The sequence below is a fragment of the Pseudoalteromonas sp. ABV4_021 genome (genome assembly GCF_056159365.1).
Genome location: NZ_JBSWVB010000001.1, coordinates 1273499 through 1287959 on the forward strand (window position 1 = coordinate 1273499; position 14461 = coordinate 1287959).

Here is a 14461-nt window from a genome sequence, read left to right on the forward strand (position 1 = left end):
TATTTTGCTAACAGCGTTTGAATTTACCCAGCGCAATTTCTGAACACATACTCAACAGAACTGGTGTTACATTACACGCATACCCGGCTCTGAACCTTCATCTGGGTTTAAGATGTAAATCTCTTTACCGCCAGGACCTGCAGCAAGCACCATACCTTCAGACATACCAAAGCGCATCTTACGTGGTTTAAGGTTTGCAACCATAACTGTAAGTTTACCCTCAATATCTTCTGGTTGATAAGCTGACTTAATGCCTGCAAATACTTGGCGTGTTTCACCACCTAAATCAAGTGTAAGCTTTAATAACTTATCAGCGCCTTCGACGTGCTCTGCTTTTGCAATTTTAGCAACGCGTAGGTCAACCTTTGCAAAGTCGTTAAACTCAATTTCGTCAGCAATTGGCTCTTTCGCCAGTGGGCTATTTGGGTCAATTGCCGGTTTTGCTGGTGCAAGGCTTTCTTTTGATTCTTCAAGCATAGCGTTAACTTTATCCATTTCTACACGCTGCATAAGCGCTTTAAACTTACTAATTTCGTGACCAGTTAGTGCTGTATTAATGCTTTGCCATGTCAGTTCAGTATTTAAGAATCTCTCTACTTGCTCGGCCATTGATGGAAGCACAGGCTTTAAGTAAGTCATTAATAACTTGAATAAGTTAATACCCATTGAACACACAAGGTGCGCTTCATTTTGGGTCTCTTCGTTCTTAATTAACACCCACGGTGCTTTAGCATCAATATATTGGTTTGCTTTATCCGCTAACGCCATAATTTCACGAATGGCACGGCTGTACTCACGGTTTTCAAACGAAGCTGCAATACTTTCTTGTGCGTTTACAAACTCAGCAAGTAATTCAGGCTCTGCAATATCAGTGCTTAATTTGCCATCAAATTTCTTGCTGATAAAGCCAGCGCAACGGCTCGCAATATTAACTACTTTACCGACTAAGTCAGAGTTAACGCGCTGAGCAAAATCTTCTAGGTTTAAGTCTAAATCAGTAATACCCGAGTTTAGCTTCGCAGCGAAGTAGTAACGTAAGTACTCAGGGTTGTTAATGTGATCTAGGTATGTGCGCGCTTTAATAAAGGTGCCTTTTGATTTAGACATTTTAGCGCCATTTACCGTCACAAAACCGTGAGCAAATACATTATTTGGCTTTCTAAAACCAGCACCTTCTAGCATTGCTGGCCAAAACAGGCTGTGGAAATAGACAATGTCTTTACCAATAAAGTGATATAGCTCGGCATCCGAATCGGTTGACCAAAATGCGTCGAAATCTAGGCCAGATTTATCACACAAGTTTTTAAAGCTTGCCATGTAACCAATAGGCGCATCTAACCATACGTAGAAGTATTTACCGGGTGCACCAGGAATTTCGAAACCAAAATACGGTGCATCACGGCTGATATCCCACTGTTGTAGGCCATCTTCAAACCACTCATTTAGTTTGTTTGCCATTTCGCCTTGAATTGCGCCTGAGGTTAACCACGATTTCAACATGCCTTCAAATGCTGGTAAATCGAAGAAGTAATGCTCAGAATCCTTTAATACTGGCGTTGAGCCAGACATCACAGACTTTGGTGCTTCCAGCTCAGTGGGGCTGTAAGTTGCGCCACATGCGTCACAGCTGTCGCCATTTTGGTCTTCTGCTTTACAGCGAGGGCACGTGCCTGTTACGAAACGATCTGGTAAGAAAATACCTTTCTCTTGGTCAAATAGCTGAGAAATAGTACGTTTTTTAATATAGCCGCCATCATTTAGACGGTTATAAATTAATTCAGAAAACTGTTTGTTTTCCTCTGAGTGAGTGCTGTGGTAATTATCAAATTTAATATGAAAGTCAGCAAAGTCTCGCTGGCGCTCAACACTTACATTCGCCACCATTTCTTCTGGTGTAATACCTTGTTTTTGCGCGTTTAGCATGATCGGCGTACCGTGCGCGTCATCGGCACATACATAATACGTTTCGTGACCACGTAATTTCTGGAAGCGCGACCAGATATCCGTTTGAATATATTCAAGTAAATGGCCTAGGTGAGTCGGGCCATTTGCATAAGGCAATGCACTTGTAATTAAGATTTTTCTTTGCGACATATCGTTTACCGTAAACTAGTGTGGTGACAACACCATTAAAATACCCAACGGGTAACACCTAACTTGTGAAAGCGAATATTAAACAGTACAACAAGCTAAGTTTAAAACTGGAGTTAAGGTCAGGAATATTACATAATTCCAGCGCGTATTTCATTAGCCAAATGAAGATTTACATGTTTAATATTAAAAATCTTTTCCGAGGGTCCAAAGCAGCCGAAAAAGCGCTGAAAAAACCACACAATTCCGACTTATTTGAGCAAATAAGCCGTTTGCTCGGCGATTATCGCTCGGACGTCTTTCCAGTGGGGTTAAAACAAGCGTGTAGTTTAGTCTCGGTGGATGATGTTGACGGTGTTAAAGTTGCACTAACGCTTCATTTTGCTGCCACGACAGAGCAGCCTGCAATCGCCGCGTTTCTTTCAGAACAACTGCAAAAACCGTTGCACGTGCGTGTGCAGGTGCAATTGCTCGAGCCTTTTCGCCATAGCATGATTAAACATATTATCTTAGTTGCCAGTGGCAAAGGTGGTGTCGGTAAATCAACCAGTGCCGTTAATTTGGCCCATGCGTTAAAGCAAAATGGTGCAGCCGTCGGGGTGCTAGATGCCGATATTTATGGCCCATCTATTCCGTTATTACTGGGGCTCGAAGATGCTAAACCTGAAGCAAAAGATGACAATACCCTGTTGCCGATAATGAAAGATGGACTGGCGGCTCAGTCTATTGGCTTTTTGCTAGGCAAAGAGGATGCCACGGTGTGGCGGGGTCCTATGGCATCGACCGCGCTGATGCAGTTACTAAACGAAACCGCGTGGCCTGAACTTGATTATTTAATTGTGGACATGCCTCCGGGTACGGGGGATATTCAGCTCACCATGTCACAAAAAATTCCAGCAAGTGGCGCTGTGATTGTTACGACACCGCAAGATTTAGCGCTTGCCGATGCCAATAAAGGCATCGACATGTTTAATAAAGTTAAAGTGCCAATTTTAGGTTTACTTGAAAATATGAGCTACTTTCACTGTCAACATTGTAATGGTATCAACCATGTATTTGGTGAAGACGGTGGTAAAGCACTTGCTCAGCGTATTGATGTACCATTACTTGGCCAAGTGCCGCTGGCCCATGCCATTCGCGAAAGTGGCGAAGCAGGTGAGTTTATTTCACATAATGCTGACAAGGCGCTCGTTGCCATTTATAATCGAGCGGCAAAACTTATTGCTAGTCATTTGTTTTATCAAGGAAGTGGCAGCAATCCCGTCGAAATTATTATAACGGACGATTAACTATGCGATTATGCGATACCCATATAAAAGAGTATCTAAACGCGGGTAAAATTAGCATTGATCCTGCACCAAAAGATGACATGATTTCCGGTGTGACGGTCGATTTACGATTAGGCAACAAATTTCGTGTATTTCAGGATCATAAAGCACCCTATGTTGATTTAAGTGGTCCAAAAGAGTTGGTGTCTGCGGCAATGGAATCGATTATGAGCGATGAAATTGTGCTAGAAGAGGGAGAAGCATTCTTCCTACACCCAGGTGAACTTGCCCTTGCTATCACGTATGAAAGTGTCACTTTGCCTGACGATATCGTAGGTTGGTTAGATGGCCGTTCGTCGCTTGCGCGTTTAGGCTTAATGGTTCACGTAACCGCTCACCGAATTGATCCAGGTTGGTCGGGCAATATTGTGTTGGAATTTTACAATTCTGGCAAATTGCCATTAGCCCTTCGCCCGTATATGAAAATTGGGGCGCTGAGCTTTGAAACCATGTCTGGACCGGCAGAGAACCCTTATAACCGCCGTAAAGACGCAAAATACAAAGGCCAATCAGGCGCTGTGGCTAGCCGTATTAGTGACGATAGCCAGTCTTAATCGTTTTGTTTATAGCGTGCCCGCACTTCTGCGGGCATGTGCTTAAATTGATTCTCCATCATTGCCTCTAAAGCTGTGTAAGCGGGTTCCATCGGTAGTTTTTCCGTTAAGTTAAGCGCGTAAGCAATTGCCTCTAAACTCGATAAACTATCCATACGGTTGGCTTTACGAATATGATACCGGTTTTCCGGTAGCTGGCTAAAACTCACCTGTTTTAACTGACTCAAAATATCCAGACTAAAAAACAGCTTATTCGCTTTTTTCCAGGTACCATCAAGCACGATTAAATGGGTAAGGTGTGACGCGGTAGTGTTATCTTCTAGTGGCATAGCATCTTCTGTTGGGTACAAGAGTGCGCTGGAGTTTTGTGGCAGTTTTTTAAGTGCGTCAAAATCTTTGGGTGTTTCACCTACTAGAACCGTAATATTTGAATAAATTAATTCGGCCAATCGCACAGTATTCTTTGCGTTTTTTTCTTCGCCTTTGTGTTGCAACACAATGATGTTAATGCGATTAGAAAGGGTTTTAACGTGTGCACATATGCAATCAGTTTTAACAAAGTGGCATGTATTACAAGTGGGGCGGGCCATAGATGTGTAGTATCGTCGCTAAAATGAATAGTTTAATAGTCCGTGTTACTTCATTCAAGCACGCCGATTGATGGGTTAAATAAAAACTAAATATTGTGCTAAATATAGGAACTAACAGTTAATTTTTAAATCGGAATAGAAAAGAGGCACAACTTGGTTTAATGTTAAAGGAAGTTAAATATTTTAACAGCTTACTATGAGTGAAATAGACGTAAACATTAATTCAGATGCACTGTTTGCTATGCAAGATCTGTTGCAAGATCAATTTTTACCTACATTAGAATTCTGTCTGACAGAATTTGACCGCCTTTATCAAGATCTTGAAAACGATTTTGACAGTAATTTAACTGAGGCAACGCGACATGCCCATAGTTTAAAATCAAATGCGGCGCAATTTGGTGCAGACTCCCTTGCGCAAATCGCGAGACAACTCGAACACGCGCTTAACGAGTCAAATATGGCGCTAGCCAGCGAATTAAAAACGGCTTTGCCCGCGCATATTTCTGCTACTAAAGACGCAATAAATAGACTGGTTTAATTATTTTATTCCATTAGTGTGTTTATCCTTTCGCTTTTAATGCAAATGCGATAGCCTGTGGCTTGAGCACGCGTTAGCTTTCAATTGATATATGCTTTTATCGGACTTATGTAGCGACATAAGTCCGTTGCGCGTTTGGTTGTTATAAAAATAGAGCGTTTAAGGTAAACGCAAAAAATTGTATTTGGGGACGTTTGGCAGTGTTTAAAAAAAGCGATAAGTTACAAGGGGTTTGTTACGACATTCGTGGGCCAGTTTTAAAAATGGCACGCGAAATGGAAGATCAAGGGGACCAGGTATTAAAGTTAAATATTGGTAACCCTGCCGCCTTTGGCTTTGACATGCCAGAAGATATGTTAAAAGACATTATTCGAAATATGAGTGCTGCACAGGGTTACTGTGACTCAAAAGGCTTATATTCGGCCCGCGTTTCTATTTATCAATACTACCAAAATAAACAGTTTTCAAATTTATCAATCGACAATATTTTCATTGGTAATGGCGTTAGTGAGCTTATTCAAATGGCGACTCAAGCTTTGCTTAATAGCCAAGATGAAGTACTGATCCCAGCGCCTGATTATCCACTTTGGACGGCATCGGTTAAGCTGGCTGGTGGTAACCCAGTGCATTATTTGTGTGATGAAGAGCAAGATTGGTTTCCAGATATCAATGATATTAAAAGTAAAATTACGTCGAATACCAAAGCAATTGTGCTGATTAACCCAAATAACCCAACGGGCGCCGTTTACGACAAAGCATTGCTTAATGACCTGTTAGGTTTAGCAAGAGAGCACAATTTACTGGTATTTAGTGACGAGATTTACGAAAAAATTATCTACGACAATACGCCATACACCTCGATCGCAAGCTTATGTGATGACGTGCCGATTATTACCTTTAATGGCTTAGCAAAAACTTATCGCGCAGCAGGCCTTCGCATGGGTTGGATGGTACTGAGTGGCAAAGTGTCTTTATTAGATGAGTATATGCAAGGGTTAGAAATGCTTGCATCAATGCGTTTGTGCGCAAACGTACCAGCACAGTATGCTATTCAACAAGCATTGGGTGGTGTGCAATCAATAGACGAACTGATATTGCCAGGCGGCAGATTGTATCAGCAGCGCAATATGACATATGAGGGTTTAAACGCCATTGATGGTGTTTCGTGTGTAAAACCAAAGGGCGCACTTTATGCGTTTGCTAAGTTTGAACGTAAGCGCTTTAATGTCGATGATGACGAAAAGCTGATTTTAGATTTACTTAAGCAAGAGCGTACTTTATTAGTGCATGGGCGTGCGTTTAATTGGCCGGATCCAGATCACTTCCGACTTGTATTTTTACCACATCCAGACCAATTAACCCCGGCGATAGAGGGAATACAGCGCTTCTTTGCTAATTACCAGCAGCGCTAATATTGCTGACGTACTGAGGATAAATTGTATCGAGTTGGTCAACTAAACTTGGCCAACCTGCCACATTTGAGTTTATCAGTAGTTTTTCAAGCAATTCTTTAGAGTGGATATTGCTGTAATATTGCGCACGGCTGATATGACTAATATGCCAAGGCTCCTTCGCAACGCCCCCATTAAACTGCTTATAGGGCAAGAAAAATCCATACGTTTCAGCGTGTTGTTCTAGCCACTTTGCAAGTTCAAAAAACGGTCCACCCGATGCATACTCTTGTTGGCTAAGCGCCAATTGATAATCATCATTGACCTTATTTGCGTCAAATACGTCCAGATCGGTGCCAAAGTGGTGTCGGCTCGCCCCAGGAATCGCGCTAAACAACATGATTGCTTGGCATTTGTCTTGTTCATTTAAGTGAGTTAAATCGACTGGCTGGTCGTTGATATCGAACACAGGTCTGATTTGATTAAACTTATTGTTCCAAATAAGGCTTTGCCTTTCAAAATCGCGAAAGCTAGAGGCAAGAGAGAGAATAATATTGCATTTGCTTGCTGCAACTTGCATTTGCTTAAGGTCGCGTGTAATAGATTGCTCAACTAGGCGACCGTGATAATCGCATAAATGCGCCTGCGTAAGACCAAGCGCAGCCTGCTCATCTAGGTTAAACATTTAACTAAAATGGCCTCATAAATATCAGCAAGGATCTCAAGATCGCGAGCGTTTACACACTCATTAACTTTATGAATGGTTGCATTGATAGGGCCCAGTTCGACTACTTGTGCGCCTGTTTGTGCAATAAAACGCCCGTCAGATGTACCACCTGTGGTTTCAACCGATGTATCAATATGCTGTACATCTTTAATGGCCGCTACGGTGGCTTCAAGTAGCGGGCCTTCATCGGTTAAAAAAGGTAATCCGTTGTAAACCCAGCGAATATCATATTCAAGTCCGTGATGGTCTAAAATAGCAACAGTACGCGCAGTGAGCTCATCTGCGGTTACTTCAGTGCTATAGCGAAAGTTAAACTGCACTTCAACGCTGCCAGGGATCACATTACCAGCACCAGTACCACCATTGATATTTGAGATTTGGAAACTAGTGGCTGGGAAGTATTCGTTGCCGGTATCCCATTGCGTATTTGCCAGTTCATCCAATGCGGGGGCAGCTAAATGAATTGGGTTTTTTGCAAGATGCGGGTAGGCGACATGGCCTTGCACACCTTTCACAGTAACAAACCCGGTTAATGAACCACGGCGACCATTTTTAACTACATCCCCTAAGGTATGGCTAGATGAAGGTTCGCCCACTAAGCACATATCAATTTTTTCATTACGCGCTTCTAATACATCAATCACCTTAGTTGTGCCGTTAATAAACGGGCCTTCTTCGTCTGAGGTGATTAAAAAGGCGATACTTCCTTTATGATTTGGGTGTTTTTCAACAAAACGCTTTGTGGCAATCAGCATAGCCGCAAGCGAGCCTTTCATATCAGCGGCGCCGCGACCGTGAATATAACCGTCGAGTAAATTACCCGAAAACGGTGGTTGATGCCATGCATCTGTTGGTCCAGTTGGTACCACGTCGGTGTGACCTGCAAAACAGAATAATGGCGCTTCAGTGCCTTTGCGCGCCCACATGTTTAATGTGTCGGTAAAAAATAAAGACTCAATATTAAACCCGAGCGGCGTTAGCAGCTCGGCCATTAAATCTTGGCAGCCAGCATCATCGGGTGTCACTGAAGGCTTTTGAATAAGCGCTTGCGTAAGGCTTACTACATTGTAATCACTCATGAAAAAATACTTTGGTATTGGTCTGCTTTAAAGCCTAAATGTAATTCGCCATCTTTTTCTAAAATAGGGCGCTTAATCATGGCTGGTTGCTCTACTAATAGTGCCACAGCAGATTCGGCGTTTAGGCTCTCTTTAGTAGCATCATCGAGTTGGCGATAGGTCGTGCCGCGCTTATTCAATACTTGTTGCCAATCTAGCTGTTGGCAAAAGGTATTTATCATCTCTGAGTCTACACCGTCTTTGCGGTAGTCGTGAAAAGTGTATTCGATGTTGTTTTTTTCAAGCCACTTTTTTGCTTTTTTAATTGTGTCGCAGTTTGGAATGCCAAAAAGTTTAATCATGATTAATTCGTTTTGTTAATTTAAATAAAATATCGTTTGCAGCGGTTACGCGGCTCGCTTGATAGTAACATTTATCAAGCACTTTGTTTAAGCGCTCAGGCTCAAGCAGTAAAATGCTCGCGAAAACACTGTGGTGTTGTTTACGAAAATCAAAGCTCGCGACAAGTTGCCCAGCGGAAACCAAATCGCCAGCTTTTAGGTGTTGTTTGAAGCCTGTCATTGGTAGAGATTGTTCATCTAGATTGACGAGAACCAGCAATTTAAGGCCTTGCTTTGATTTAAAGACAAACTCTAAACCACCTTGGTTGACTGAGAGCAGAGTGCCTGAGAAAGGGGCAAAAAGCTGATAATTGCTGATTTCTAATTCAATCCCTAATCCCAACAATTGATTGCGTACTAATGGATTTGCGGCGTCACTTTGGCTTATCACCCGACCGGAAAATGGCGCGTGAATAGCAAGGGCTGCATGTTTAACGCTGTAAAAATCTTGTTTTAACACGCGCATTATCTATCAACCACTTTATAGCCTGCTTTTGATAAGTGAGTTGCGGCGTCATTAATTAATGATTTCTTCACCAAGATATAATCGGTATCAAATGTTGAGATTGCGAAAATGGAGATCTTTGCACTTGCCAGTACGCCCGAAATATTAGAAAGAATACCGGTCATAGAAAACCCAAGAGGGCCTAAAACCTCGAGCGCTGCCCAATCCTCTTCTTGCTCGTTTGAATCAAGTTTTACATGGGATGGGCATACAACCGAGAGCTCATCATAGGTGCGCGCAATAAAAAACACCTTGCTTTGATAAACGGCTGGTGGAATAGGTGTGTCTACGTCAAAACTGTGAATCGTAAAGGTTTCTTGCATTACGGCTAACGTTTGTTGAGACATATTACTCCCAAAAATCCTTGTGGTTTATAGCCTTACAATATCAAAAAAAATATCATCTGTAAGGCTATTTTCAACCTGATCAGCGGCTTTCTTGCGTTGCCTGTATCGCAGTTAATGCAATGGTGTAAACAATGTCGTCTACCAAGGCACCACGCGATAAATCGTTTACCGGCTTGCGCATACCTTGCAGCATTGGACCGATAGAAATCAGATCAGCGCTTCGTTGTACTGCTTTGTATGTTGTATTACCTGTGTTGAGGTCTGGGAATACAAACACGGTTGCTTTACCGGCAACTTTACTGTCTGGTGCTTTTTTCTTCGCTACGCTTTCCATAATTGCAGCGTCGTATTGCAGTGGACCATCAATTAATAGGTCAGGGCGCTTTGCCTGAGCAAGTTCGGTTGCTAAACGTACTTTTTCAACGTCATCACCGGTACCTGATGTACCTGTACTGTAGCTGATCATCGCAACGCGTGGTTCAATTCCAAATGCGGCTGCGCTGTCAGCCGATTGAATAGCGATATCGGCTAGTTGCTCTGCAGTAGGATCAGGGTTAATTGCACAGTCACCGTAAACCAATACTTGATCTGGTAAAAGCATGAAGAACACGGATGATACCAGTGAGCTATTCGGCGCTGTTTTAATCAGTTGTAGCGGCGGACGAATTGTATTGGCTGTGGTGTGCACCGCGCCCGAAACAAGACCATCAACTTTATTCTCTGCAAGCATCATGGTGCCTAACACTACGTTATCTTGCAGTTGTTCTTCGGCAATCACTTCAGTTAAGCCTTTGTGTTTACGTAGCTCAACCATAGGCGCAATGTAGTTTTGTCGTACAATGCTCGGATCTTGAATTTCAACGTTATCGTTTAGCTGTACACCTTGTTGCTCAGCAATACGTTCAATTTCTTCACGGTCACCAAGTAAAACAGTACGGGCAATGTTACGCTCGCCGCAAATTGCCGCAGCTTTAATTGTGCGCGGTTCGTTACCTTCAGGTAAGACAATGGTTTTTTGCGCTGAACGTGCAGTAGATGACAGTAAATGACGAAATGCTGGCGGAGACATTTTACGATTAAGCGCAACGCCTTGCGTCAGTGATTCTAACCAATCTTTATCGATATGACGGGCATTGTGGTCTTTTACTTTTTCGATACGTTGTTCATCGTCTACCGGTACTTCAAGGTTAAAGCTTTGCAGTAGAATCGAGGTGCGCCAGGTGTCGTTTTCTGTACAAATAATTGGCAGACCAGTATCAAATGCTTGTTCGCACAATTTTAAAATGCGTTCTTCAGGCTTAAAACCACCTGTTAACAGGACCGCCCCAATTTTTGTACCATTCATTGCTGATAAACAGGCTGCAACTAATACATCAGAGCGATCGCCTGGGGTTACTAATAATGCACCCGGTGAAAAGTGATTAAGAATATTTGATACGGTACGTGCACAGAATGTAACGCTTCTTAAGCGGCGGTGCTCGATATCACCGTAATTTAAAATTTCGGCGTTGAGGTGCTTGGCTAAGTCCATTACACGCGGTGCAACTAAATCTTGGTACCAAGGTACCGAGCCCAATAGCTTAAACGGCTTTTTACGAAATAGTGGCAGTGATGCAATGCGATTAAGCTCAATTTGCAAGCTTTCATCATTACTTGGCTCGATAAAGTCAGTGCGAATATTACCTTCTTCATCGAGAGGTGCATTTACTTTATTGAAAATACAACCAAGTACGCGAGGGTGTTCAACGCCACCGTATAAACTCGCTGCTAGCTCAATACGGTCTTCAATTTCGTCTACGTCATCGTTACTTGGCGTTAAAACAAATACGATGTGCGCACCAAGGGTTTGCGCAATTTCACGGTTTACTCGGCCAACATAAGGTTGCTTACGTGTCGGTACCATACCTTCAATAATTGCAACATCATCTTTGCCAACGTGTTTTTCAAAACGTCCGACAATTTCTTCAAGTAAAACTTCAGTTTTACCGTCGCCAATCATTTGCTCTGCGGTATGTAAATCGATTGATTTCGCAGGGTTAATGGTTGAGCCAATTTTAACGATTTCGGTAGATAACTCTGGCCCTGTTTTTTTACCGCGAGGCTGAGAAATAGGTTTAAAAAAGTTAACTTTTACCGATTTTTTTTCAAGGGCACGTACTAAGCCCACAGAAACCGAGGTAAGGCCAACGCCCGTTGATACGGGAATAAGCATAATACGATGTGACATTAGCGTGCCTCCACAAGCTTATGTGCATCCATCGCGATAACCCATTCTTCATTGGTTGGCACAACAAGCACTTTTGCACCTAATGGGTTTGACGCGATTACGCCACTATTGCCAAAGCGTGCCGCAAGGTTGGCATCGTTATCAAGTTCAAAGGCAAAATAAGCCAGTAATTGAATGACTTTTTCACGTATAAGCGATGAGTTTTCGCCAATACCACCAGTAAAAACAATGGCATCAAGCTGGCCTAATGGTACAACGTATGACGCGATATATTTAGCAAGGCGGTAACAAAACACATCGAGAGCAAGCTTAGCTTGTACATGATTTTGCTCGGCCGCTTCTTCAATTTCTCGGCAATCGCTTGAAAGTTCGCTTAAGCCAAGTAAGCCACTTTGTTTATTAAGTAATGCGTCGATTTGGCTGTTTGAGTAGTCAAGTGTTGTTGATAAATAGTTGTATAAGCCTGCGTCTAAATCGCCTGAACGCGTGCCCATTACAAGGCCTTCAAGCGGTGTTAAGCCCATACTGGTATCAACACTTTTACCATTTTTAACTGCTGTAACAGAGCAGCCATTGCCTAAGTGTGCAGTAATAATCGCGCTTTGTTCAATTGGCTTGTTAATTAACTTAGCGGCTTCATTTGCAACAAAGAAGTGACTCGTGCCATGGAAACCGTAACGGCGCACACCGTGCTCTTTGTATAGCGAAAGCGGCAGCGCATATAAGTAAGCTTGCTTTTCCATTGTTTGGTGGAATGCCGTATCAAATACTGCAACTTGCGGTAAGTTTGCAAATGCCGCTTGTGCTGCGCGAATACCCATTAAATTCGCTGGGTTGTGAAGTGGTGCGAGGGCAACATTGCTTTCGATGCTATTTAATACAGCGCTATCAATGATTACTGAGCCGGTAAATGCTTCACCGCCATGAACGACACGATGGCCTACCGCAATTAAGCTACTACTTAAGTTTTGCTGTTTAATTAGATTAACGATTTCTGCAATGGCAGTGTCGTGCTGTGCCCCTTTTGGTAATTCGATTTTATGCTTTTCACCGTTAAGTTTGTAACTTAGCGATGCATTATCAAGTGATAAACACTCGGCTAAACCCGTTAGGCTTGCTGCGCCAGTTGTGGCATCGATAATGGCAAATTTTAAACTTGAACTTCCACAATTTAATACGAGCACATTGTGCGACATAGTTAATGGTTTCCTTAAATAGATTTTTCGGCAGTCATTTCAGACTATGGTATACTTGACTTTATTAGTTGCAATTTTACCCTAAAATTTACTTTTTCGTTAGGTAATTCTAGAAACTCAATGCAATTTCGAGGTGGTAATGCAAAAATCGATGTTAGCGCAAATTTCTGATGGGCATCACTACAGCAAAACATGGCCGTTGGAGCCTAAATTAGGCGCTGTATTTTTGGAGTTTCGTGTCATAAAGGCAACTAAGCTTGCCATTAAAGTTGTGCCTTTGCTTGCGGTGTTAAGTGTATTTGTGCAGGTAAACTTTTTAAGTCTTGAATATTTACCGCAAGCCTTAACCTTTTCTATATTTTTGTTGTCAATGCCAGTGCAAGGTTTGTACTGGTTAGGCAAGCGTGCCAATACCTTGCTACCGCCCCAAGAAGCGGTGTGGTTTCGCGAGGTTTACGGCAAAATGACTGAGCACGGGGTCGAGCCGCCAGTATCAATTACCAAACCGCGTTACGGCGATTTGGCATATCTGCTTAAAGAGGTGTACGACAAAATGGATAATGCGTTTAAGCGTGATCTTTTTTAAATACGCTGAGATAACAAAAAGTGTCAGAGCTTTAGCTGACACTTTTGGTTTTCACGTCATGCTTTGCAAGATTAAGCATTGCCTTTGTTAAACACACTTACATAAAACGAAAGTGTTACTGTAAAAGGTGTTTTCTCACTGAGCGATTGCCAATGCTCTGGGCGAAACTTCCACGCAAATGGTGTCATATTAATTAATTCAGTTAACGCATCGAGTTCTAAACTAACTACTTGGGTATGTAACGTATGGCTTTGCAGGCTAAATCCTGTTGGCGCTTCAACTGCTTGATGTGGTCTTACTTCGTTATAAATAATCGATTTTAACTCAGTTAAGTGGTTATCGCCTGGGCTTGCAACAATTAGTGTGCCGTTGTCGTTTACAAGACGATTTAATTCATCGCTAAACAGCGGTGAAAATACACTGGTTACAATATCAAATGCTGCATCGTTAAATGGTGCATTCGACGATGAAGCAACACTAAAATGGCAGTTTTTAAAGCGCTTAGCGGCATATTTAACCGCAGGTTTTGAAATGTCGAGCCCGTAAGTCGTTGCTACGTTCTCACATTCATCAAATTTGTGGGTATAAAAACCTTCGCCACAACCAACATCGAGTAATTTGCTGTTACTCGCCAGAGTTTCAATCTGTTGGCAAATCGCATCGCGTAAAAAATTATAGTGACCTCGGGCTAAAAACGCGCGTCGTGCCATAACCATTTCTTTGTTATCGCCCGGATCTTTACTTTTTTTGTTTTGCACGGGCAGCAGGTTGATATAACCTTCTTTGGCTTTATCAAAACTGTGGTTATTGGCGCAAATTAAACGATGTGTGTCATCGGCAAGTGGCGTCTGGCACATAGGGCAAAAATAAAGTTGAGACATTTAAATCTGGTTACACGATAAATAATCGCATGATTATAACC

The 14461-nt window shown here is 42.4% G+C and carries 15 protein-coding genes; 5 read left to right on the plus strand and 10 right to left on the minus strand.

What is annotated here, in order from left to right; translation table 11 throughout:
* Window positions 1-66: 66 nt before the first annotated feature.
* Window positions 67-2094 (minus strand): methionine--tRNA ligase, encoded by a 2028-nt coding sequence (gene metG, locus ACXAFE_RS06050; RefSeq protein WP_475150046.1) that lies wholly within the window; start codon window positions 2092-2094, stop codon window positions 67-69.
* Between the two features lie 173 nt (window positions 2095-2267).
* Between metG and apbC the strand changes: the two genes are divergently transcribed.
* On the plus strand, window positions 2268-3380 hold the full coding sequence (apbC, locus tag ACXAFE_RS06055; RefSeq protein ID WP_475150050.1) for an iron-sulfur cluster carrier protein ApbC: 1113 nt from the start codon (window positions 2268-2270) through the stop codon (window positions 3378-3380).
* Window positions 3381-3382: 2 nt separating this feature from the next.
* Window positions 3383-3973 (plus strand): dCTP deaminase, encoded by a 591-nt coding sequence (gene dcd, locus ACXAFE_RS06060; RefSeq protein WP_010560300.1) that lies wholly within the window; start codon window positions 3383-3385, stop codon window positions 3971-3973.
* Here the strand turns inward: dcd and ACXAFE_RS06065 are convergent.
* Complete coding sequence (locus ACXAFE_RS06065; RefSeq protein WP_475150057.1) at window positions 3970-4563, minus strand: tRNA-uridine aminocarboxypropyltransferase; 594 nt, start codon at window positions 4561-4563, stop codon at window positions 3970-3972. The genes dcd and ACXAFE_RS06065 overlap by 4 nt on opposite strands.
* A gap of 196 nt (window positions 4564-4759) precedes the next feature.
* On the opposite strand from ACXAFE_RS06065, the gene ACXAFE_RS06070 reads away from it, so the two are divergent.
* Together ACXAFE_RS06070 and ACXAFE_RS06075 are read left to right on the plus strand one after the other, a co-directional pair.
* Window positions 4760-5101 carry an Hpt domain-containing protein gene (locus tag ACXAFE_RS06070; RefSeq protein ID WP_237128603.1) on the plus strand — a complete coding sequence of 114 codons (342 nt, stop codon included), beginning with the start codon at window positions 4760-4762 and terminating at the stop codon, window positions 5099-5101.
* A 194-nt stretch (window positions 5102-5295) separates the two neighbouring features.
* Window positions 5296-6513, plus strand: coding sequence for a pyridoxal phosphate-dependent aminotransferase (locus ACXAFE_RS06075; RefSeq protein ID WP_475150060.1), 1218 nt, complete (start codon window positions 5296-5298; stop codon window positions 6511-6513).
* On the opposite strand, the gene ACXAFE_RS06080 is transcribed toward ACXAFE_RS06075, so the two are convergent.
* From ACXAFE_RS06080 to ACXAFE_RS06110, 7 genes are all read right to left on the minus strand, one after another.
* A complete protein-coding gene (locus ACXAFE_RS06080) occupies window positions 6494-7177 on the minus strand; it encodes a M15 family metallopeptidase (RefSeq protein ID WP_475150066.1) in 684 nt (227 codons plus the stop codon). The two genes, ACXAFE_RS06075 and ACXAFE_RS06080, sit on opposite strands and share 20 nt — an antisense overlap.
* Window positions 7165-8298: a succinyl-diaminopimelate desuccinylase gene (dapE, locus tag ACXAFE_RS06085; protein ID WP_475150067.1), complete on the minus strand. Its 1134-nt coding sequence runs from the start codon at window positions 8296-8298 to the stop codon at window positions 7165-7167. Before dapE ends, ACXAFE_RS06080 begins: the two co-directional genes overlap by 13 nt.
* Window positions 8295-8639, minus strand: coding sequence for an ArsC family reductase (locus ACXAFE_RS06090; protein WP_475150071.1), 345 nt, complete (start codon window positions 8637-8639; stop codon window positions 8295-8297). The genes dapE and ACXAFE_RS06090 overlap by 4 nt, the downstream gene beginning before the upstream one ends.
* On the minus strand, window positions 8632-9144 hold the full coding sequence (locus tag ACXAFE_RS06095; protein ID WP_475150073.1) for a PTS glucose transporter subunit IIA: 513 nt from the start codon (window positions 9142-9144) through the stop codon (window positions 8632-8634). Before ACXAFE_RS06095 ends, ACXAFE_RS06090 begins: the two co-directional genes overlap by 8 nt.
* Window positions 9144-9530, minus strand: a complete 387-nt coding sequence (locus tag ACXAFE_RS06100; RefSeq protein WP_475150075.1) for an ACT domain-containing protein — start codon at window positions 9528-9530, stop codon at window positions 9144-9146. Before ACXAFE_RS06100 ends, ACXAFE_RS06095 begins: the two co-directional genes overlap by 1 nt.
* A 79-nt stretch (window positions 9531-9609) precedes the next feature.
* Window positions 9610-11757 carry a phosphate acetyltransferase gene (gene pta, locus ACXAFE_RS06105; protein WP_010560291.1) on the minus strand — a complete coding sequence of 716 codons (2148 nt, stop codon included), beginning with the start codon at window positions 11755-11757 and terminating at the stop codon, window positions 9610-9612.
* Entirely contained in the window at window positions 11757-12953 is a 1197-nt protein-coding gene (locus ACXAFE_RS06110; protein WP_475150079.1) for an acetate kinase, read from the minus strand. Before ACXAFE_RS06110 ends, pta begins: the two co-directional genes overlap by 1 nt.
* A 139-nt stretch (window positions 12954-13092) precedes the next feature.
* On the opposite strand from ACXAFE_RS06110, the gene yfbV reads away from it, so the two are divergent.
* Window positions 13093-13539 (plus strand): terminus macrodomain insulation protein YfbV, encoded by a 447-nt coding sequence (gene yfbV, locus ACXAFE_RS06115; RefSeq protein WP_475150081.1) that lies wholly within the window; start codon window positions 13093-13095, stop codon window positions 13537-13539.
* Between the two features lie 71 nt (window positions 13540-13610).
* Here yfbV and rlmA read toward each other — a convergent pair whose 3' ends face one another.
* Complete coding sequence (rlmA, locus tag ACXAFE_RS06120; protein ID WP_475150084.1) at window positions 13611-14420, minus strand: 23S rRNA (guanine(745)-N(1))-methyltransferase; 810 nt, start codon at window positions 14418-14420, stop codon at window positions 13611-13613.
* Between the last annotated feature and the right edge of the window lie 41 nt (window positions 14421-14461).

Coding starts and splice junctions, on each gene's coding strand:
- metG (WP_475150046.1), bottom strand. CDS start 2,094: ATGTCGCAAAGAAAAATCTTAATTACAAGTGCATTGCCTTATGCAAAT.
- apbC (WP_475150050.1), top strand. CDS start 2,268: ATGTTTAATATTAAAAATCTTTTCCGAGGGTCCAAAGCAGCCGAAAAA.
- dcd (WP_010560300.1), top strand. CDS start 3,383: ATGCGATTATGCGATACCCATATAAAAGAGTATCTAAACGCGGGTAAA.
- ACXAFE_RS06065 (WP_475150057.1), bottom strand. CDS start 4,563: ATGGCCCGCCCCACTTGTAATACATGCCACTTTGTTAAAACTGATTGC.
- ACXAFE_RS06070 (WP_237128603.1), top strand. CDS start 4,760: ATGAGTGAAATAGACGTAAACATTAATTCAGATGCACTGTTTGCTATG.
- ACXAFE_RS06080 (WP_475150066.1), bottom strand. CDS start 7,177: ATGTTTAACCTAGATGAGCAGGCTGCGCTTGGTCTTACGCAGGCGCAT.
- dapE (WP_475150067.1), bottom strand. CDS start 8,298: ATGAGTGATTACAATGTAGTAAGCCTTACGCAAGCGCTTATTCAAAAG.
- ACXAFE_RS06090 (WP_475150071.1), bottom strand. CDS start 8,639: ATGATTAAACTTTTTGGCATTCCAAACTGCGACACAATTAAAAAAGCA.
- ACXAFE_RS06095 (WP_475150073.1), bottom strand. CDS start 9,144: ATGCGCGTGTTAAAACAAGATTTTTACAGCGTTAAACATGCAGCCCTT.
- ACXAFE_RS06100 (WP_475150075.1), bottom strand. CDS start 9,530: ATGTCTCAACAAACGTTAGCCGTAATGCAAGAAACCTTTACGATTCAC.
- pta (WP_010560291.1), bottom strand. CDS start 11,757: ATGTCACATCGTATTATGCTTATTCCCGTATCAACGGGCGTTGGCCTT.
- ACXAFE_RS06110 (WP_475150079.1), bottom strand. CDS start 12,953: ATGTCGCACAATGTGCTCGTATTAAATTGTGGAAGTTCAAGTTTAAAA.
- yfbV (WP_475150081.1), top strand. CDS start 13,093: ATGCAAAAATCGATGTTAGCGCAAATTTCTGATGGGCATCACTACAGC.
- rlmA (WP_475150084.1), bottom strand. CDS start 14,420: ATGTCTCAACTTTATTTTTGCCCTATGTGCCAGACGCCACTTGCCGAT.